Below are 17,907 nucleotides of genomic sequence, written 5' to 3'. Positions count from 1 at the left end.
TCGACCTCGCCGCGCATGTCCGGCGTCACATCGGCCATGGCCAGCAGCAGCCGTTCGCGCTCCGGCAGCTGTTGCTTGGCGGCGGCGGCAAAGAACAGTTTTGGCAGGCCGCTCTCGACATAAGGCAGCTGTTTGCCGCGCGATAGGTCATAGACCTCCTGCTGCACCAGCGTCAGCACCGAGCGGATTTCGAGCCCGTCCGTACCGAGATATTTGGTCAGCGCCGTGGTGAAAGGCGAGTTCTGGCCGGTGCCGTCAGCGGCTGTCTCGCCGGGCGCGGCTGAAAAGGCGAACAGGATGTTTTCCGCCTTCCCGATGCGGCCGAGACCTGGCTTGACCTTGTCAGCGACATCCTTCGCCAGCGAGGTCGCACCGCGCCCCTCGCCGTTGCCGCCCGCGAACGGATCGCTGCGGCAGGCATCGAGCACGATCAGCCCGACCTTGGCGGTGGCGGCGACCGCAGCGCGCACCTCTTCCAGCGGTAGGCTGGTCTTGTCCAGCGCGTCGAGCGAGGAGGCATCGGCATCGACCGGCAGCAGCCGGTTGTCGCCCGAGATTTCCACGCCATGGCCGGAGAAATAGACCAAAGCGACATCGGCCCCTTTGGCATCCTCGCGAAAATCGTCGAGCGCGCGCCGCATGCGCCGGAGGTCGCGGTTGGTTTCGAGAACGACCTCGAAGCCGAGCGCCTTCAACGCCGCTTGCATCGCCTCGCCATCATGGAGGGGATTGGCCAAGGGCCTGACCAGCCGGTAGTCGTCTTCGGCCATGATCAGCGCCACGCGCCGCTCCGCCACCGCGGTGGCGGTGGCAGACAAGAACAGCAGCAAGGCAAGCAGCAAACGCACGTCGAACCGCCCCCGGCTCAGTCGCTTGCCGACAATTCCACCTCTTTATGGCGTGAGCAAGCCGGGCATTTGGCCAAAACCCGGCTCTTTCAGGCAGCGCGCATCGGCTTCAACGCCTCGCTCCAGCGCGACAGCTCGTCCAGCATGGTCTTGGCCCCGTTGGCAACCAGCTCGTTGGCGTTGAAAGCGCCGCTCTTGTCGAGAAGCGTCTGATACATCGGCAGTGCAATGCCTTCGGGGATCGGCATGATGCCAACCGCCGCCAGCAGCGGCTTCAAGGCCTGCGCCGCGCGCAGTCCGCCGGAGACGCCGCCATAGCTGAGGATGCCTGCCGGCTTGTATTTCCATTCCCGCGCGAGATAGTCGATCGCGTTGACGATCGCGGGGGCCGCGAAATAATTGTACTCCGGCGCAACGAACACAAACGCGTCACCGGCACCGATCGCCTTTGACCAGGCCTTGGTATGGTCGTTCTGATAGTTGCCGAGCCTGGGATGATGCGGTTCGTCCAGCACCGGCAGGTTGAAAGCGTGAATGTCGGTCAGCACCGGCTCGAATTTCCCGTGCTCCCGCGCAAATTTTTCGAGCCATTCCGCGAAAACCGGTCCGGCCCGGCCAGGCCGCGTGCTGCCGATGATGATGTTCAACTGATGCTTCAAGGGAGGCTCCTGTGTGTCAGCGGTATCTGTTGGTAACTGTCACTACGGCAGAGTGTTGTGGTGGACAAGGTTGGACGTCTGGCGCAACGGTCACGATCGGATGAACAGACTGTCCGCCTCGTGCCGTGACTTGCCTGCCGTTCGGTCACATGGACGCCCGGATTGCCAGCCACTACATTCATGAGAGCAGCGGAGCACTTCATGGACATCCAGCCCGCCCCTTTTGTTCCTCCCGCACCGAAGCCGCGTACAACGCCGCCTTCGACGCTGGAGATGATCCGCATCGTCTACCGCAATCCGCTCGAACTGTGGGGTGAGCACACCTACAACGAGCCCTGGGTTTCGGCGAACGGGGTTGGTGGACATCTGATCGTCGCCAATGATCCGGGCCTCATTCGCCATGTGCTGGTCGACAATGCGAAAAACTACAAGATGGCGACGGTGCGCCAGAAAATCCTGCGGCCGATCCTGCGCGATGGCCTGCTGACCGCCGAAGGCGAGGTGTGGAAGCGATCGCGCAAGGCGATGGCGCCGGTGTTTACGCCGCGCCACATCTTCGGCTTTGCCCAGCCGATGCTGAAACGCACGCTGGAGTTCGTCACTCGCTACGAGGCGGGCGGCACGTCCGATATCGCCCATGACATGACCTTGCTCACCTACGACATTCTGGCCGAGACGCTGTTCTCCGGCGAGATCGCGGGCGAGCCGGGCAGTTTCGCCAACGAGATCGACCGCCTGTTCGAGACCATGGGCCGCGTCGATCCGCTCGACCTGCTGCGCGCGCCGGACTGGCTGCCGCGGCTCACCCGCATTCGCGGCCGCAAGACCATGGCCTATTTCCGCAAGATCGTCACTGACACGGTCAAGATGCGAGAAGAGAAATTCAGGCGCGATCCCGATGCCGTGCCGCAGGATTTCCTGACGCTGCTGCTCAAGGCCGAAGGCCCGGAGGGCCTGACGCGAGCCGAAGTCGAGGACAACATCATCACCTTCATCGGCGCCGGCCATGAGACGACGGCCCGCGCGCTGGGCTGGACGCTGTACTGCCTCGCCGAATCGCCTTGGGAGCGCAACCGGGTCGAGCAGGAGATCGACCAGGTGCTGGCGCGCGAGACCGATCCGACCAAGTGGCTCGACGCCATGCCGCTGACACGCGCCGCCTTCGACGAGGCGCTCCGGCTCTATCCGCCGGCGCCATCGATCAACCGCGAGCCGATCGAGCCGGAGATGTGGAAGGATCTTTATATCCCCAAGCACGCGGCAGTGCTGGTCATGCCCTGGGTTGTACACCGCCACAGGAAATTATGGGACCGGCCGGATGCCTATCTGCCCGAGCGGTTCCATCCGGGAAACCGCGAAAAGATCGACCGCTTCCAGTATCTGCCGTTCGGTGCGGGCCCACGCGTCTGCATCGGCGCCAGCTTCGCCATGCAGGAGGCAATCATCGCGCTCGCTATCCTGTTGTCGCGCTTCCGCTTCGATACGACCGCCGAAACGAAACCCTGGCCGGTGCAGAAACTGACCACGCAGCCGCAAGGCGGGCTGCCCATGCAGGTTACTGCCCGCCATCGTTGACGGGCAAGAGCCGCCGCCTGGGGCTTATGCTGCGGGTTTGCGCTGTTGGAACTGGCCGGCGGCGCGGAAGCGCCAGAGGTAGCTGGGCAGGATCGTCGCGATCGATTGCGGCTGGATACCAAGCCCGGTGAGTGTCCGGTTGGCCTTGGCAGCGGCTTCCGAAACGATGTTGTGCTCGCGCAGCTGCATCACCTGGTCCTTGGTCAGCAGCGGATTGGGCAACAGGCCGAGGATCGAGGCCTGGATGTTGGCCACCCACCACGGCACCGGCAACAGCAGGCGCTTGCGCTCGATGACAGTGAGCAGCTCTTCCATGCACTGCTTGAAGGTCAGCACATTGGGACCGCCAAGCTCGTAGATCTGGCCGCCATTGATCTTGCCGTCGACCGAACGTGCCACCGCTTCGGCGACGTCGCCGACATAGACCGGCTGGAACTTGGTCTGGCCGCCACCGATCAGCGGCAGCACTGGCGAATAGCGCGCCATGTTGGCAAAGCGGTTGAAGAACTCGTCCTCCGGGCCAAAAATGATCGACGGCCGCAGGATGACGGCATCGGCGATCGTCTCCAGCACGGCCTTTTCGCCAAGCGCCTTGGTGCGTGCGTAGTCCGATTCGGAGTCTGGATCGGCGCCAAGCGCGGAAATATGGGTCAGCCCGGCACCAACGGAGCGCGCGGCCTCGGCGATGGCGCGGGAACCGAATTCGTGGACGGCGGAGAATTTCTGCCGGCCGGTCTCATGCAGGATGGCGACCAGGTTGACGACGTGGTCAGCGCCCTGCACGGCGCGGTCGACCGACCAGCGCATGCGCACATTGGCCTGTACCGGCTGGATCTCGCCGACATTGCCGAGCGGCTGGAGATGGCCGGCAAGATCGGGCCGCCGGCAGGCGACCCGGATGCGGTAGCCACGCTTGGCCAGCGCCCGCACGACATGGCGGCCGACAAAGCCCGAGCCGCCAAAGACGACGACGAGCTTCGGGGTCTGCAGGATTTCGGTCATGGCTGGCTCCGGCGCACGTTCCAGATGGCTTGGCTGAAGCCGTTTCATAGTCGGTTTTGCGCCAAAGGCAAAGGGCGACGCGTCGTCGCGTCGCCCTTCTTGCAGAGCAATTCTAGGAAAAGTGTTAAGCGGTTTTCCCTTGGGAATTGCGTCTAAACAGAGGCTTGTCAGAACGCCTTGCCGAGACGGGCGTCGACTGACTGCCGGTTGCCGCCGCGAATGACGAAGAACAGCAGAATAGCGGCCCACAGCAGCGATTTTTCCGCGCCGGAGTAACCCTGGCCCATAGTCACCCAGTGGAACCAGACCGTGACCAGCAGCACGAACAGGCCTGCAAAGGCGGCCGGCCGCGTCAACAAGCCGATGGCGATGAAGATGCCGCCGAAGAATTCCGTACAAGCAAGCATCACCGACCAGAACGCGCCGGGATAGAAACCGAGGCCTTCGACCATCTCGGCGGCGCCGAAAGGATTGGTGATCTTCTGCGAGCCGTGGATGGTGAGAAACGCGCCGGCGACGACGCGCAGCACGGTTTCGCCGGCGTCATGCAGCGACGAATACAGGCGGCCAAGTGCGGGAATGATCAGTCTGCCGCGGGAAGCGTCGGTGGTTACGGACATCGTAGCTCCTGTTTTGTGGACATCCCCTCGCAAACGCCCGATGGCCTCCATCAAGTCAAGTTAACAAAAGTTAACTTTCATAATCATGTTTCATCGTATGCGTGGGACGAAACGCAGAAAACCTCGCCGAAGCGAGGTTTTCCGGGTGAAGCTCATATCGAAAACAGGGTCCAACGAGGCGGCCTGACCTGAGACGGTATCAGCATGGCGTGAAGCAAGTACGCCCGCCCAGCCCTTGACGCATCCGACAGAAGACACCGACCGGGCAAACCCGACCCGGACAGCTATTTGTCGTCGGCAAGTGCCGGAAGGTTCATCGAAGCGCGGAAAAATTTGTGATCTGCTGCTTCAGGCCGAATAGCGCTCGGCGAATTCCGAAATACGCTGCACGACCGCCTTGGGTGCTGTGATGCCGCGCGCCTGCGCCTTCTCGGCTGCCTCGGCCCGGGCACGGCCGGGCACATGCACGCCGAAGCGGCGACGCAGGCGGTCGAGCTGGTCCTTCATCCGCTGTTCGAAATCGGGATCGAGCAGCTTGGGCTCGACGGCAAGCACGAACAGGCCGGTTCCCGGGCTGTCCGGCCCGCCGCTGAACCATGGCGCGTCGAGCGACCAGTTGGCGCCTGAAAGGCCGGCCGCCAGCACCTCGACCATCAGCGCGATGTTGGCGCCGCGCTGGCCGCCAAAGGCAAGCATGGCGCCCTTCATGGCCGCAGCGGGATCGGTCGTCGGATTGCCGCTCGCGTCCAGCGCCCAGCCTTCCGGGATCTTCTTGCCGTCCTCGGCCGCCTTGCGGATGTTGACGAAGGCGGTGGCGCTCGACGACTGGTCGATGACCAGCGGCGCACCGTCGGCGGCAGGCGCGGCAAATGACATCGGGTTGGTACAATAGACCGGCTTGACCGAACCCGAGCCGGCAAGCACGGCCGGACCGTTGGTGGCGGCGAAGGACACCAGTCCCTGCGCGGCCAGGCGTCCGGTGAAATAGCCGAGCGCACCGCACGTATAGGCGTTCTTCTGCGAGAAGATGGCGACGCCGAATAGTTTTGCCGCCTTGGCCAGGTCGTCGATGGTGCGGTCAAAACCGGTATGCGCTAGCCCGCCGCGTGCGTCGGAGAGATAGACGGCCAGCGCCGGCCTCGTGATCACCGGATCGGCATTGCCGTCGATACGGCCGGCTTCCAGCGCTTCGAGATAGTCGATGAAATGCGTCAGGCCCACCGTAGAAAGCCCTTCCGCCTCGGCTGCGATGATCGACGCTGTGAGCGATTGTGCAGCCTCCTCATTGGCGCCGGCGCCGAGTGCCGCCATCCGGCACAGTCCTCTTGCCTGGTCGAGACTGAGTTGCATCATGGTGGTCCTGCGATTGCGGAAATCTGATTGCGTTGTCTGGACTGTGATTAGCAGCAGATGAGGCGGTGTTTGTGTTGAAAATCGTCCGCGACTGCAAGAAAAGCGGCGGACGCGTCCGCCGCTACCGCCCCGGCACGGGCTAGCCGATCTTGTTGGGGATCCGCGCCTCGATCCTGCTGAAAGCGAAGACCAGGATACCGGTGATCGTCATGTAGATCAGCGCCAGCAGCAGCAGGGGTTCATAGGTGAGGTAGGTGTCCTGCCGCACCTTGCCCGCGACGGCGAAGATATCGATGACGCTGATCGTCGCCACCAGCGGTGTCGATTTCAGCTGCAGCACGGTCTCGCCGGTCAGCGTCGGCAGCGCCCTATAGAAGGCCTGCGGCAGCCAGATGCGGCGGAAGATTTTCCAGCGGCTCATGCCAAAGGCACGAGCTGCCTCCAGCTGTCCCTTTGGCACGCCGGCAAAGGCACCGCGCATCACCTCGCCCTCGTAACCGGCGAAGGACAAGGTCAATGCCAGCACACCGTAGGGCCAGGCTTGCCGCAGATACGGCCACATCCAGGATTCACGGATCCACGGATATTGCGGAAACAGCGAACCCAGGCCGTAATAGAGCAGCCATAGCTGGATCAGCAGCGGCGTGCCCCGGATAACCGTGCAGAAGACCTTGGCCGGTGCCGCGAACCAGAAGGAGCCGGTGGCCTGCGCCAACCCCAATGGCACGGCGAGCAGGAAACCCAGCACGCACGTGACGGCCAGGATCCATAGTGAGCGCCAGATGCCGAGCAGACCCATCTCGTAATATTGCGGCAGCCAATCCCAGCGCATGAAGAAGATGGCACCCAGAACCAGCCCCAGCGCGATCAGGATCAGCACGATACGGTGCGGCTGCAGCCACAGCGACGTTCGCGCGACAACGTTGATGATGGCCGCTTCGTTGGCCATCAGCGCGCTTCCTTGAGCGAGGGCATGCCGCGTCGCGACCATGCCTCGACGCGGCCGATGAGGAAATTGGAAACCAGCGACAGCAGCAGGTAGAGCACGGCCGCGGCAAAGAAGAAGGTAAAATAGGCTTTGGTGACACCCGCGGCCTGCCGCGTTGCCAGCGCCAGTTCGTAGAACCCGACGACCGCCAGCAGGGCGGTGTCCTTGGTGGCGATCAGCCAGAGATTGGCAAGGCCTGGTATGGCGAAAGGCAGCATTGCCGGCAGCGTTATACGCCGCAGCATCAGGCCCGGCGACATTCCATAGGCACGGGCAGCTTCGATTTGCCCTTGCGGAATGGCGAGGATCGCGCCGCGTATCACCTCCGTCGAATAGGCACCCTGGACGAAGCCCAGCACGGCGATGCCGGCGGCAAGGCCACTGATGTCGACGCGCTGATAGCCCATCGCCGTCAGCGCCTGGTTGATCAGGTCGGTTCCGGCATAATAGAGCAGCAGGATCAGCACCAGTTCAGGCACCGCGCGCACGATCGTGGTATAGACAGCCAGGAGGTCGCGCACCACCGGGCCGCCATAAAGCTTGCCGAAAGCGCCGCCAGTGCCGATCAAAAGGCCGAGGCAGGTGGCGCCGAGCGCGATCTCGATCGAATGCAGCAGCCCGACCAAAAGCTGACTGCCCCAGCCCGGCGGATTGGGCGAGAGAAGCTCGACAATGCCGGCCGCCGAGGCCGAAAGAAATGCGTCGATCAGCTTTGCCCCCAGATTGTTGGCGTCAGCCGCTGGCCATTTTCGTCAGCGAAAGCGTGCGTGGACAGGTTCAGGCGAAACCGCACGGCGCACGATGCGCCGCGCGGTCACAAGCCAGGCTTGCTAATCAGTTCGACTGCGCGCCGCCGCCGCCGTAAATGTCGAAATCGAAGTACTTCTTCGAGATTTCGTCATATTTGCCGTTGGACCGGATCGCCTTGATGCCGGCGTTGATCTTTGCCTTCAGGTCGGTATCTTCCTTGCGCACGCCGGCGCCCACGCCCGGTCCAAGCACCTCGTCGTCCGGCGCCACCATGCCTTTCAGGTCGCAGCAGGCCTTGCCCTGGTCGGACTTGAGGAATTCGCCCAGCGCGATGGAATCGGCCTGCACCGCATCGAGGCGGCCGGCGGCGAGATCGTTGTTGGCTTCGTCCTGGGTCTGGTATTCCTTGATCTCGGAAGCCGTGGCGCCGAAGTGCTTCTTGGCGTAGACGGCATGCACGGTCGAGACCTGGACGCCGATGACCTTGCCCTTGAGATCGTCCGGCCCGGGGCCGAATTTCTGATCCTTCGGTCCGATGATCGCCGTCGGCGTGTTGTAATACTTGTCCGAGAAGTCGATCGTCTTCTCGCGTTCGGCGGTGATCGACATCGACGAGACGATGAGGTCGATCTTCTTGGTCGTCAGCGCCGGGATGATGCCGTCCCAGGCAACCGGCGTGATGACGCAGTCGAGTTTCTCTTCAGCGCACACGGCGTCGATGAAGTCGATCTCCCAGCCGACCCATTTGCCCGACGCATCCGGCGAGGTGAAGGGCGCATAGGGCTCGGCGGCAACGCCGATCTTGACCGGATCGGCCTTGGCCACGCCCAAGGCGGCGACGCCGAGCAGCAGCGCTGCGGCGAATGTCTTCAGAACAGTCTTCATTTCAAAACTCCCAGTTTGTTGTTGGTTCCCGGTTTTCTTCCGTCTCGGCCTGTCCCTAGCCGATGTTGCGGATGAACTGCTTCAGCCTTTCGGATTTCGGTGCGCCGAAGATCTGTTCCGGCGGGCCTTCTTCCTCGACCAGCCCGTTGTAGAGATAGACGACATGGGTCGCGACCTCGCGGGCGAATTTCATTTCATGGGTGACCAACACCATGGTGCGGCCCTCGCGCGCCAGGTCGCCGATGACCTTCAGCACCTCACCGACCAGCTCCGGGTCGAGCGCCGAGGTCGGCTCGTCGAACAGCATGACGCGTGGATTGATGGCGAGCGCCCGGGCGATAGCGGCGCGCTGCTGCTGGCCGCCCGAGAGATAGGCTGGATAGACGTCGCGCTTTTCGGCCAGCCCGACGCGGACGAGAAGCTTTTCGGCCTGGGCGATCGCCTCGTCGCGCTTGACACCCAGCACATGCACCGGAACCTCGATGACGTTCTCGATCAGCGTCATGTGGCTCCACAAATTGAAGTTCTGGAACACCATGCCGAGCTTGGAGCGGATGCGCTCGATCTGCCTGCGGTCGGCGGGAACGGTGTGGCCGTGGCTGTCCGCCTTCAGTTTGATCTCTTCGCCATTGACGCGGATGATGCCGCTGGTCGGATTTTCGAGGCAGTTGATGCAGCGCAGCAGCGTCGACTTGCCGGAGCCCGAGCCGCCAATGATGGCGATCACCTCGCCGTCGCGCGCCGACAGCGACACGCCCTTCAGCACATGCAACTGGCCGAATTTCTTGTGCAGGTTCTCGACATGGATGGCTTCGGCGGCGCCGTCCTGCGCCGTATGTTTCAATGCGGGTGCGGCGCCTTGAGCCATCATCCCCTCGACGCTCCACGGAGCGGTCGAGCTCGTCGCTGCTGGATTTTTTTACCCATTACCCGTCACTGGACAGAGTTCCCATTCTCAAGATGGACCGTTCCGCTTGCCTCCGTCAACCATGGTTTTTGGACCATTGATCACAGCTTGCTGTAGTGGTTAGTGGCGGCAGCGATGTTTCGGGAGAAATTAGTGGGCAAAACATACGGTTCGCAGTCCATGGCAGGGTCGCTCAAGCGCGTGCTGATGCGCTCCGCGTCGAGCGCCATGCGCCACGCCAGGGCACAGGAATGGCACTATGGCCCGGGTTTCGACCCACAAAAAGCCGCTGCCCAGCATGAACAGCTGACTGGCATGGTCGCGGCTGCGGGCGCTGAGATCGAATGGCTGACTGATGCCGATGACGGGCTGGCCGATTCCGTCTTCACCCACGACCCCTCGCTGATGACCGACCACGGCGCCATCATCCTCTCAATGGGCAAGGCGCTGCGCCGGCCCGAGCCCGGCCTGCATGAGGCGGCCTATATCAGGATGGGCATTCCCATTCTCGGCCGCGTCGAGAGCCCCGGCCAGGTGGAGGGCGGCGACTGCGTCTGGGTCGATGCAAAAACCCTTGCCGTCGGCCGTGGCGTGCGCACCAACCAGGACGGCATCCAGCAGCTTTCGAACCTGCTCTCGCCGAAAGGCATTTCGGTTTTTGGCTTTGACCTGCCGCTCTGGCATGGCGAGGAAGCCTGCCTGCATCTGATGTCGGTGATCAGCCCGCTCGCCGACGATCTGGCGCTGGTCTATTCCCCGCTCCTGCCGGCCGCCTTCTACCAGATGCTGCGCGCGCGCGGCATCAAGCTGGTCGAGGGCGATGCCGGTGAGTTCATGGCCTCCAACGGCTTGAGCCTCAACGTGCTGCCGACCGCGCCGCACAAGGTGATCGCCGTTGCCGGCTTTCCCAAGACGGCCGAGGCCATGGAAGCCGCCGGCTGCAGGGTCGCCACCTTCGAGGCGGACGCGCTCTGCATCGCTTGCGAGGGCGGCCCGACCTGCCTGACACGCCCGGTGCTGCGCCAATGATGACCACTGGGATGAATACAGGGACGACCACTGGGCCGACCATCGGCGAAGCCCTGATCACACTACTCGAAGCCCATGGCGTCGACACCGTCTTCGGCATTCCGGGCGTGCACACGGTCGAGCTTTATCGTGGCCTGGCGCGCTCGAAAATCCGCCATGTCACGCCGCGCCACGAACAGGGCGCCGGCTTCATGGCCGACGGTTATGCCCGCGCCAGCGGCAGGCCGGGCGTCGCTTTCGTCATCACCGGACCGGGACTGACCAACACCATTACCGCCATGGGCCAGGCGCGCGCCGATTCGGTGCCGATGCTGGTCATCTCCGGCGTCAATGCCACGGCGACGCTGGGCAAGGGGCTTGGCTTCCTGCATGAGCTGCCGGACCAGCGCGGCATGATGGAGAAAGTGGCGCTGTTGTCGCAGAGGATCACAGAGGCCGGTGAATTGCCGGGTGCGCTGGCACAGGCCTTCGCCCTGTTTTCATCGTCACGCCCCGGCCCGGTGCATATCGAGATCCCGACCGATGTCATGGTCAAGCCGGCGGACGGCATCGCGGCTCTGTTGAGCAATGCAGCCCCGCCCGCGCCCGACGGTGCGGCGATAGCGAGTGCAGTCAAACTCATCGCCGCGGCTCGCCGCCCTCTCATCCTGGCCGGCGGCGGCGCCAAGCGCGCCGAGGCGCCGTTGCGGCGCCTGGCCGAGAAGCTGGGCGCGCCGGTCGTCGAGACCACCAATGCGCGCGGCCTGCTGCATCGCCACCCGCTCTGCGTGCCGGCAAGCCCAAGCCTTAAGGCGGTCCGTGCTTTGATGGCCGACGCCGATCTGGTGATTGCCGCCGGCACGGAATTCGGCCCGACCGACTATGACGGCTATGGTGACGGCGGTTTTGTGCTGCCCTCCAACCTGATCCGAATTGATATCGGCGCCGACCAGCTCGCGCGCCGCCCGGTGACGGTTGGCATCCAGGCCGACTGCGCCGAAGCAATCGAAGCCCTGCTCGCCGCGATCGGCTCCGCTCATGTAGCCGCGCCAGATGGCGAGGGGCGCGCCGCCTCGGTGCGGAAGGCTGCGTTTGCCGAGTTGAGCCCGGCCTATGTGGCGCAGGTGCATGCCGTGGAAATGATCCGCGACGCCTTGCCGGGTGCGATCATCGTCGGTGACTCGACGCAACCGGTCTATGCCGCCAATCTCTATTACGACCACGACCGGCCAGGCGGCTGGTTCAACGCCGCCACCGGCTTCGGCGCGCTTGGCTACGGTCCACCGGCGGCGATCGGGGCGGCACTGGCCATGCCCGATGCGCCGGTTGTCTGCCTGACCGGCGACGGCGGCTTCCAGTTCACGCTGCCGGAGCTGGGTGCGGCACTTGATGCCGACGCGCCAGTCATCTTCGTCGTCTGGAACAACAGGGGCTATCGCGAGATCGAGACCTCGATGCTCGATGTCGGCGTCGAACCTGTCGGTGTGTCGCCGGCGCCGCCGGACTTCTGCAAGCTGGCCGAAGCCTACGGCATATCAGCCGAACGGCTTGCCGATATCGGCGCCTTGCCACAGGCACTGAAGCGCGCCCGGGCAACCGGGTTGCCGCATGTCATCGAAATCACGGTCGATTGAGCGTCCAGGCTGGCGTTGATTTCCCAGCCTGCAGCGGTCCCTTCGCCGGCTAGCCTGTTGTACGACTACAGCCGCGTGGCTGCCGGCATAGTCGTTTATGCGGCCTGACGCATGCAAAGACGCAACAGCTGCCATGTCGAGATATCAATTGAGTGATCGCGCGAAAGGCGCGACGCTTCGCGTCGGGCGCGGCAATCAACATAATTATAAAAAAATGACAGGATCGGTCCAGGATGATGGAAACACTTGAAGGCAGGCATATCGTTGTGACCGGTGGAACCGGCGCGCTCGGCGGTGCGGTTGTTGGCCGGCTGCTGGAACAGGGCGCGATCTGCCACGTCCCGAACGCGCACGCCGCGGCGCCGCAGCATTTTCCCTTCGCCGAGCATGCAAGCGTCAAGCTGGCGCACAATGTCGACCTGTCGGACTCCGCCAAAGTTGAAGCCTTCTATGCTCAGGTGCCTGCCTTGTGGGGATCGATCCATCTCGCCGGCGGCTTTACCATGGCGCCGGTGGAAAAGATCGAATCGGCGTCCTTTGCCGAGATGATGGACACCAACGCCCGCACCACCTTCCTGTGCAGCCGCGCGGCTGTTCGCTCGATGCTGGCGTCAGGCACCGCAGGCCGCATTGTCAATGTCACCGCGCGCGCCGGGCTCGACCCCAGGCGCGGCGCCGGCATGGTCGCCTACACGGCCAGCAAGGCGGCGGTGGCCGCCATGACGGTGGCGATGGCGGAAGAGCTCAAAGCCAAGGGCATCCTGGTCAATGCCGTGGCGCCGTCGACGCTCGACACGCCGGCGAACCGCGCCGACATGCCTGATGCGGATTTCACCAAATGGGTCAGCCTCGAAGCCGCGGCCGAAGCCATCGCCTATCTCGCCTCGCCCGCCAACCAGGCGATGAGCGGTACGCTGGTGCCGCTTTACGGCCGGGCCTGAGTCATAGGCACAATTCTTCAGTTTCAGACGTAAGACATAAACAGAGAAAAACCCCGCCGGATCGCTCCGGCGGGGTTTTGTATGAGGTGACGTCGCGCGCCGGGGCGCGCGGCGGCCTTAGCTGCCCTGCTTCTTCAGCGCGGCACCCAGGATGTCGCCCAGCGAAGCGCCGGAGTCGGTCGAGCCATACTGAGCAACGGCTTCCTTCTCTTCGGCGATTTCCAGCGCCTTGATCGAGACCTGCAGCTTGCGGGTCTTCTTGTCGAAGGCGATGACGCGGGCGTCGACCTTCTGGCCGACGGTGAAGCGCTCGGGGCGCTGCTCGTCGCGGTCGCGGCTCAAGTCGGAGCGCTTGATGAAGGTCTCGATGCCGCTTTCGACCAGCCGCACTTCCAGACCGCCATCCTTGACGCCGATGACTTCACAGGTGACGACGGCGTTCTTGCGCAGTTCGCCGCTGTTGGCCGCTTCGCCGACCGTATCCTTGGCCAGCTGCTTGATGCCGAGCGAGATGCGCTCCTTGTCGATGTCGACGTCGAGCACCTGCGCCTTGACCATGTCGCCGCGATTGTACTCTTCGATGACCTGCTCGCCCGGACGGGTCCAGTCGAGGTCGGAAAGGTGCACCATGCCGTCCACGTCGCCTTCCAGGCCGATGAACAGGCCGAACTCTGTCTTGTTCTTGACCTCGCCCTCGACCTGGCTGCCGACCGGATGGGTACGCGCGAAGGCTTCCCATGGGTTTTCCAGCGTCTGCTTGAGGCCGAGCGAAATGCGGCGCTTGGCCGGATCGACCTCGAGCACCACCACGTCGACTTCCTGCGTCGTCGACAGGATCTTGCCGGGATGCACGTTCTTCTTGGTCCACGACATTTCCGAAACGTGGATGAGGCCTTCGATGCCCGGCTCCAGCTCGACGAACGCGCCGTAGTCGGTGATGTTGGTGACGGTACCCTTGATCTTCTTGCCGATCGGGAACTTGGTGCCGATCTCGGACCACGGATCGCTCTCGAGCTGCTTCATGCCGAGCGAGATGCGGTGGGTTTCCTGGTTGATGCGGATGATCTGCACCTTGACCGTCTGACCGATGTTTAGGATTTCGGTCGGATGGTTGACGCGGCGCCATGCCATGTCAGTGACATGCAGCAGACCGTCGATGCCGCCGAGGTCGACGAACGCACCGTAGTCGGTGATGTTCTTGACGACGCCTTCGACAACCTGGCCTTCTTCGAGGTTCTGCACGATTTCCGAACGCTGTTCGGCGCGGCTCTCCTCGAGCACGGTGCGGCGCGACACCACGATGTTGCCGCGGCGGCGATCCATCTTGAGGATCTCGAAGGGCTGCGGGTTGTGCATCAGCGGGGAGACGTCGCGGATCGGGCGGATATCGACCTGGCTGCGCGGCAGGAAGGCCACGGCGCCGTCGAGGTCGACGGTGAAGCCGCCCTTGACCTGGTTGAAGATGACGCCTTCGACGCGCTCACCCTTGGTGAACTTCTCTTCGAGACGGACCCAGCTCTCTTCGCGGCGGGCCTTTTCACGCGATAGCATCGCTTCGCCAAGCGCGTTCTCGATGCGCTCGACATAGACCTCGACGGTGTCACCGACCTTGAGGGTGGTGTCCTTGCCCTTGACGCCGAATTCCTTCAGCGGCACGCGGCCTTCGACCTTGAGGCCGACGTCGATGATCGCCATGTCTTTTTCAATGGCGGTGATGATGCCCTTCACGACCTGGCCTTCGCCGGAATGGCCGGCGGTAAATGATTCTTCAAGCAGGCTCGCGAAATCGTCGCGAGTGGGATTTGCAGCTGACATATTTTCTCCTGGAGTGCCCCGCATCTAGAAGCGGGACGGGCGCCGTGGGTTAGCGTTGCGTTGGCCTGCCGGCGTTCCGGGCTAAAAAAGCCCTGGGCCGCTTTCTAGGCGGCAATTCCGGCGCATGAAGAATGCTGGCAGACTGGTTCGTGCCCGATATGGGTATTTTCTGCACTTCCGGCAACGGAAACACGGGAGAAAACCCGGATCAGGCCTTGTTTCTCCTGGCCAGCACGTCATCAACGATCGCCATGGCCGCAAGAAACGCGGCTTCTATAGCCATTTCGCTGGTATCAAGCAAGTGCGCGTCGGCGGCCGGCATCAGCGGCGAGTCGGCACGGCCCATGTCGCGCTCGTCGCGGCGCACGATGTCGGCCAGAATTTCGGCGAAATTGGCGGTGCCGCCGATGCTTTCGATCTCGGCCAGCCGGCGCCTTGCCCGCACTTCCGCACTGGCGGTCACATAGAGCTTGATGTCGGCCTCGGGGCAGACGACGGTGCCGATATCACGACCGTCCAGCACTGCGCCGGGCGGCGTCCTGGCAAAGTCGCGCTGCTTTTCGACCAGGATGCGCCGCACCGTCGGGAAAACCGCGATCTTCGAGGCCGCCTCGCCGACGGCATGGGCGGACAGCACCGTACGGTCGAGCTTGGCCAAATCGACCTGGCGGGCAGCCGTTTCGGCAGCGGAGACATTGTCGAGCGGCAACGCGTACTGGATGAGTGCGTAGGCGACCGCTCGATAGGTGAGGCCGGTGTCGAGCAGGTTCAGCCGGTAGTGGTCGGCGAGCCGCCGGGCGAGCGTGCCCTTGCCGGCGCCGGCGGGTCCGTCGATAGCGATGGTGAAGGTCGAAGTCATTGACGACAACAAGCCGAGAACCGGCCTCAATGCAATATGCCACTATGGGGTTTGAGGAAGCCCTTTCAACGCGAAACTGGCCGCGCAATTGTCCTAAACAGGTAGAATACCCAACCCAGTACATGGCCGAAAAAATATACACTGAGGATCGCATAGCCACCCATTGCGAAAAATATCGCCTTTGGTTGCATGTTGATTTTTATAAGTTCGAGCACCCAACCGAAGTGCAGGCCGTACGTACACCCTATCGGCCCGCAAGATGAACCCATGCTCGCAATGGTAAGCCCGACCCAAGATCCCCCGATCAAGCCGAAGCGTATGAGTGAATAGTTCCGCTCATTGATCAACTTGGCCACGGATATGGCCTTCGCGATGATCAAAACGACACCTGCGACGACCGCAAGCAAAATCGAGGCAAGAATACTCATGGCTCTCCCCAATGTTCGTACGACCTTGAAGGGCCGACCTTAAAGAACAATTGAGTTCGTAGCCAAATTTGACGGCAATTCCAGGTTCAAGAAATCTGCGCGCCCAGCCCCGTCATCAGCCCCATGAACTCCGGAAAACTGGTCGCGATCATGGCAGCGTCATCGATGGTCACCGGCTTTTCCGTTGCCAGCCCCATGACCAGAAAGCTCATCGCGATGCGGTGGTCGAGATGGGTCTGCACCGTCGTGTCCTGGCCATTGGGATGGCCGCCAAGGCCCTTGCCGCCTGGTTTGCCGCGCACGGCAAGCGACGCTTCGCCCTCGGTGCAATCGACGCCGTTGAGCTTTAGGCCGTTGGCGACCGCCGACAGCCGGTCTGATTCCTTCACACGCAGCTCTTCCAGCCCCTGCATCAGCGTCTCGCCTTCGGCGAAGCTCGCGGCAACAGCCAGCACCGGATATTCGTCGATCATCGACGGCGCCCGCTCTGGCGGCACGGCGACGCCCTTGAGTTCGGAGTAACGCACCCGCAGATCGGCGACATCCTCGCCGCCGGCGTTGCGCGGGTTCAAAATGTCGATCTTGCCGCCCATTTCCTGCAAAGTGAGGAGCAACCCGGTGCGCGTGGGGTTCATCAGCACGTTTTCGATGATGATGTCGGAACCCGGCACGATGAGAGCCGCCACCAGTGGGAAGCCGGCCGAGGACGGGTCGCCGGGTACGGCGATCGTCTGGCCGGTCAGCTTGCCCTGGCCTTCGATGAAGATGTGGCGCACGCCGCGTTCGTCGGTCTCGACCGAGAGGTTTGCACCAAAGCCCTTCAGCATCTTTTCGGTGTGGTCGCGCGTCATCACGGGTTCGATGACGGTGGTGATGCCCGGCGTGTTGAGGCCGGCGAGCAGCACCGCCGATTTGACCTGCGCCGAGGCCATCGGCACGCGGTAGGTGATCGGGGCGGCGTGCTTGGGGCCATGCAGCGTGATCGGCATGCGATCGCCGGGTGTGGCCTTCAGCACCTGCACGCCCATCTGGCGCAAGGGTTCGAGCACGCGGCCCATCGGCCGGCCGGAAAGCGAGGCATCGCCGATAAAGGTCGTTTCCATGTCATAGGTGCCGACAAGGCCCATGGTGAGCCGCGAGCCGGTGCCGGCATTGCCGAAATCGAGCGGGCCTTCCGGCTGCAAGAGTGCGCCATTGCCGGTGCCGCGGATCACCCACTCGGCGCCGTGCTTCTCTATATGCGCGCCCATCGCCTTCATGGCGGCAGCCGTGCGCATCACGTCCTCGCCTTCGAGCAGGCCGGTGACGCGGGTTTCGCCCGAGGCGAGGCCGCCGAACATCATGGAGCGGTGGGAGATCGACTTGTCGCCCGGCACGCGGGCCGTGCCGGAAAGGGCGGATGATTTACGGGCGGTGGCCGGCTTGGGGGCGGCGGCGTGAGACATGGAATTTCCCTGGACGGATTGCCGGCGCGCCGGCGCTTTTCATTTGTTGCGGCGGTCTCGTATCACGGCGGGGCGAAATGGTCATCCCCATGGTCGTCACTTGGCGCGAGGCCTTTCAGTGCTTGGTTTTGTGACGCCGGCTTTTCGCTTTGACAGCGCTGCAAACTGTGGTTAAGGGGACCACTCTTTT

17 protein-coding genes are annotated in these 17,907 nt (G+C 63.3%); 4 read left to right on the top strand and 13 right to left on the bottom strand.

The features are described from left to right. A partial coding sequence (locus A3A9_RS0129785; RefSeq protein ID WP_027061896.1) for a caspase family protein occupies positions 1 to 848 on the bottom strand: 848 nt, incomplete at its 3' end. A gap of 89 nt (positions 849 to 937) precedes the next feature. Continuing rightward, positions 938 to 1,507: an NADPH-dependent FMN reductase gene (locus A3A9_RS0129780; protein ID WP_027061895.1), complete on the bottom strand. Its 570-nt coding sequence runs from the start codon at positions 1,505 to 1,507 to the stop codon at positions 938 to 940. A gap of 201 nt (positions 1,508 to 1,708) precedes the next feature. Here A3A9_RS0129780 and A3A9_RS0129775 point away from each other — a divergent pair, with 201 nt between their 5' ends. Beyond that, positions 1,709 to 3,082, top strand: a complete 1,374-nt coding sequence (locus A3A9_RS0129775) for a cytochrome P450 (RefSeq protein ID WP_027061894.1) — start codon at positions 1,709 to 1,711, stop codon at positions 3,080 to 3,082. Positions 3,083 to 3,106: 24 nt separating this feature from the next. Here A3A9_RS0129775 and A3A9_RS0129770 read toward each other — a convergent pair whose 3' ends face one another. The 7 genes from A3A9_RS0129770 to A3A9_RS0129740 all read right to left on the bottom strand — a co-directional run bounded on the left by A3A9_RS0129770 (position 3,107) and on the right by A3A9_RS0129740 (position 9,548). Continuing rightward, positions 3,107 to 4,084 (bottom strand): complex I NDUFA9 subunit family protein, encoded by a 978-nt coding sequence (locus A3A9_RS0129770; protein WP_027061893.1) that lies wholly within the window; start codon positions 4,082 to 4,084, stop codon positions 3,107 to 3,109. Between the two features lie 167 nt (positions 4,085 to 4,251). After that, complete coding sequence (locus A3A9_RS0129765) at positions 4,252 to 4,704, bottom strand: DoxX family protein (RefSeq protein WP_027061892.1); 453 nt, start codon at positions 4,702 to 4,704, stop codon at positions 4,252 to 4,254. Positions 4,705 to 5,052: 348 nt separating this feature from the next. Beyond that, entirely contained in the window at positions 5,053 to 6,054 is a 1,002-nt protein-coding gene (locus tag A3A9_RS0129760; protein WP_027032675.1) for an Ldh family oxidoreductase, read from the bottom strand. 142 nt (positions 6,055 to 6,196) lie between these two features. After that, the gene (locus A3A9_RS0129755; protein ID WP_027061891.1) at positions 6,197 to 7,006 is read right to left on the bottom strand and encodes an ABC transporter permease; all 810 of its coding nucleotides are present in this window, start codon (positions 7,004 to 7,006) and stop codon (positions 6,197 to 6,199) included. Further along, entirely contained in the window at positions 7,006 to 7,719 is a 714-nt protein-coding gene (locus A3A9_RS0129750; RefSeq protein ID WP_202596417.1) for an ABC transporter permease, read from the bottom strand. The genes A3A9_RS0129755 and A3A9_RS0129750 overlap by 1 nt, the downstream gene beginning before the upstream one ends. Before the next feature lie 160 nt (positions 7,720 to 7,879). Continuing rightward, the gene (locus A3A9_RS0129745) at positions 7,880 to 8,680 is read right to left on the bottom strand and encodes a transporter substrate-binding domain-containing protein (protein ID WP_027061889.1); all 801 of its coding nucleotides are present in this window, start codon (positions 8,678 to 8,680) and stop codon (positions 7,880 to 7,882) included. Positions 8,681 to 8,735: 55 nt separating this feature from the next. Then, positions 8,736 to 9,548, bottom strand: coding sequence for an ABC transporter ATP-binding protein (locus A3A9_RS0129740; protein ID WP_027061888.1), 813 nt, complete (start codon positions 9,546 to 9,548; stop codon positions 8,736 to 8,738). 219 nt (positions 9,549 to 9,767) lie between these two features. On the opposite strand from A3A9_RS0129740, the gene A3A9_RS0129735 reads away from it, so the two are divergent. The 3 genes from A3A9_RS0129735 (at position 9,768) to A3A9_RS0129725 (ending at position 13,170) form a co-directional block, all read left to right on the top strand. Then, positions 9,768 to 10,616, top strand: a complete 849-nt coding sequence (locus tag A3A9_RS0129735) for a dimethylarginine dimethylaminohydrolase family protein (RefSeq protein ID WP_027061887.1) — start codon at positions 9,768 to 9,770, stop codon at positions 10,614 to 10,616. A gap of 11 nt (positions 10,617 to 10,627) precedes the next feature. Next, positions 10,628 to 12,229, top strand: a complete 1,602-nt coding sequence (locus A3A9_RS0129730; RefSeq protein WP_027061886.1) for a 5-guanidino-2-oxopentanoate decarboxylase — start codon at positions 10,628 to 10,630, stop codon at positions 12,227 to 12,229. Between the two features lie 233 nt (positions 12,230 to 12,462). Next, positions 12,463 to 13,170 (top strand): SDR family NAD(P)-dependent oxidoreductase, encoded by a 708-nt coding sequence (locus tag A3A9_RS0129725; RefSeq protein WP_027061885.1) that lies wholly within the window; start codon positions 12,463 to 12,465, stop codon positions 13,168 to 13,170. 117 nt (positions 13,171 to 13,287) lie between these two features. Here the strand turns inward: A3A9_RS0129725 and rpsA are convergent, their stop codons facing one another. The 4 genes from rpsA to aroA all read right to left on the bottom strand — a co-directional run bounded on the left by rpsA (position 13,288) and on the right by aroA (position 17,717). Further along, positions 13,288 to 14,985, bottom strand: coding sequence for a 30S ribosomal protein S1 (gene rpsA, locus A3A9_RS0129720; RefSeq protein WP_027061884.1), 1,698 nt, complete (start codon positions 14,983 to 14,985; stop codon positions 13,288 to 13,290). A 208-nt stretch (positions 14,986 to 15,193) separates the two neighbouring features. Next, positions 15,194 to 15,844 (bottom strand): (d)CMP kinase, encoded by a 651-nt coding sequence (gene cmk / locus A3A9_RS0129715; protein ID WP_027061883.1) that lies wholly within the window; start codon positions 15,842 to 15,844, stop codon positions 15,194 to 15,196. A gap of 65 nt (positions 15,845 to 15,909) precedes the next feature. Continuing rightward, positions 15,910 to 16,272, bottom strand: coding sequence for a hypothetical protein (locus A3A9_RS0129710; RefSeq protein ID WP_027061882.1), 363 nt, complete (start codon positions 16,270 to 16,272; stop codon positions 15,910 to 15,912). A gap of 86 nt (positions 16,273 to 16,358) precedes the next feature. After that, on the bottom strand, positions 16,359 to 17,717 hold the full coding sequence (gene aroA, locus A3A9_RS0129705) for a 3-phosphoshikimate 1-carboxyvinyltransferase (RefSeq protein WP_027061881.1): 1,359 nt from the start codon (positions 17,715 to 17,717) through the stop codon (positions 16,359 to 16,361). Positions 17,718 to 17,907 lie beyond the last annotated feature (190 nt).

The organism is Mesorhizobium loti CJ3sym, from assembly GCF_000472785.1.
Taxonomy (GTDB): domain Bacteria; phylum Pseudomonadota; class Alphaproteobacteria; order Rhizobiales; family Rhizobiaceae; genus Mesorhizobium; species Mesorhizobium loti_E.
Note: the sequence above shows the minus strand (reverse complement) of the source record. Positions and strands in the feature narration are given on the sequence as shown.

What these genes read in the sequence shown, in the direction of transcription:
- cmk (WP_027061883.1), bottom strand. Translation starts at nt 15,844, where the DNA reads ATGACTTCGACCTTCACCATCGCTATCGACGGACCCGCCGGCGCCGGC.
- A3A9_RS0129730 (WP_027061886.1), top strand. Translation starts at nt 10,628, where the DNA reads ATGAATACAGGGACGACCACTGGGCCGACCATCGGCGAAGCCCTGATC.
- A3A9_RS0129740 (WP_027061888.1), bottom strand. Translation starts at nt 9,548, where the DNA reads ATGGCTCAAGGCGCCGCACCCGCATTGAAACATACGGCGCAGGACGGC.
- aroA (WP_027061881.1), bottom strand. Translation starts at nt 17,717, where the DNA reads ATGTCTCACGCCGCCGCCCCCAAGCCGGCCACCGCCCGTAAATCATCC.
- A3A9_RS0129755 (WP_027061891.1), bottom strand. Translation starts at nt 7,006, where the DNA reads ATGGCCAACGAAGCGGCCATCATCAACGTTGTCGCGCGAACGTCGCTG.
- A3A9_RS0129770 (WP_027061893.1), bottom strand. Translation starts at nt 4,084, where the DNA reads ATGACCGAAATCCTGCAGACCCCGAAGCTCGTCGTCGTCTTTGGCGGC.
- rpsA (WP_027061884.1), bottom strand. Translation starts at nt 14,985, where the DNA reads ATGTCAGCTGCAAATCCCACTCGCGACGATTTCGCGAGCCTGCTTGAA.
- A3A9_RS0129765 (WP_027061892.1), bottom strand. Translation starts at nt 4,704, where the DNA reads ATGTCCGTAACCACCGACGCTTCCCGCGGCAGACTGATCATTCCCGCA.
- A3A9_RS0129775 (WP_027061894.1), top strand. Translation starts at nt 1,709, where the DNA reads ATGGACATCCAGCCCGCCCCTTTTGTTCCTCCCGCACCGAAGCCGCGT.
- A3A9_RS0129760 (WP_027032675.1), bottom strand. Translation starts at nt 6,054, where the DNA reads ATGCAACTCAGTCTCGACCAGGCAAGAGGACTGTGCCGGATGGCGGCA.
- A3A9_RS0129710 (WP_027061882.1), bottom strand. Translation starts at nt 16,272, where the DNA reads ATGAGTATTCTTGCCTCGATTTTGCTTGCGGTCGTCGCAGGTGTCGTT.
- A3A9_RS0129745 (WP_027061889.1), bottom strand. Translation starts at nt 8,680, where the DNA reads ATGAAGACTGTTCTGAAGACATTCGCCGCAGCGCTGCTGCTCGGCGTC.
- A3A9_RS0129725 (WP_027061885.1), top strand. Translation starts at nt 12,463, where the DNA reads ATGATGGAAACACTTGAAGGCAGGCATATCGTTGTGACCGGTGGAACC.
- A3A9_RS0129735 (WP_027061887.1), top strand. Translation starts at nt 9,768, where the DNA reads ATGGCAGGGTCGCTCAAGCGCGTGCTGATGCGCTCCGCGTCGAGCGCC.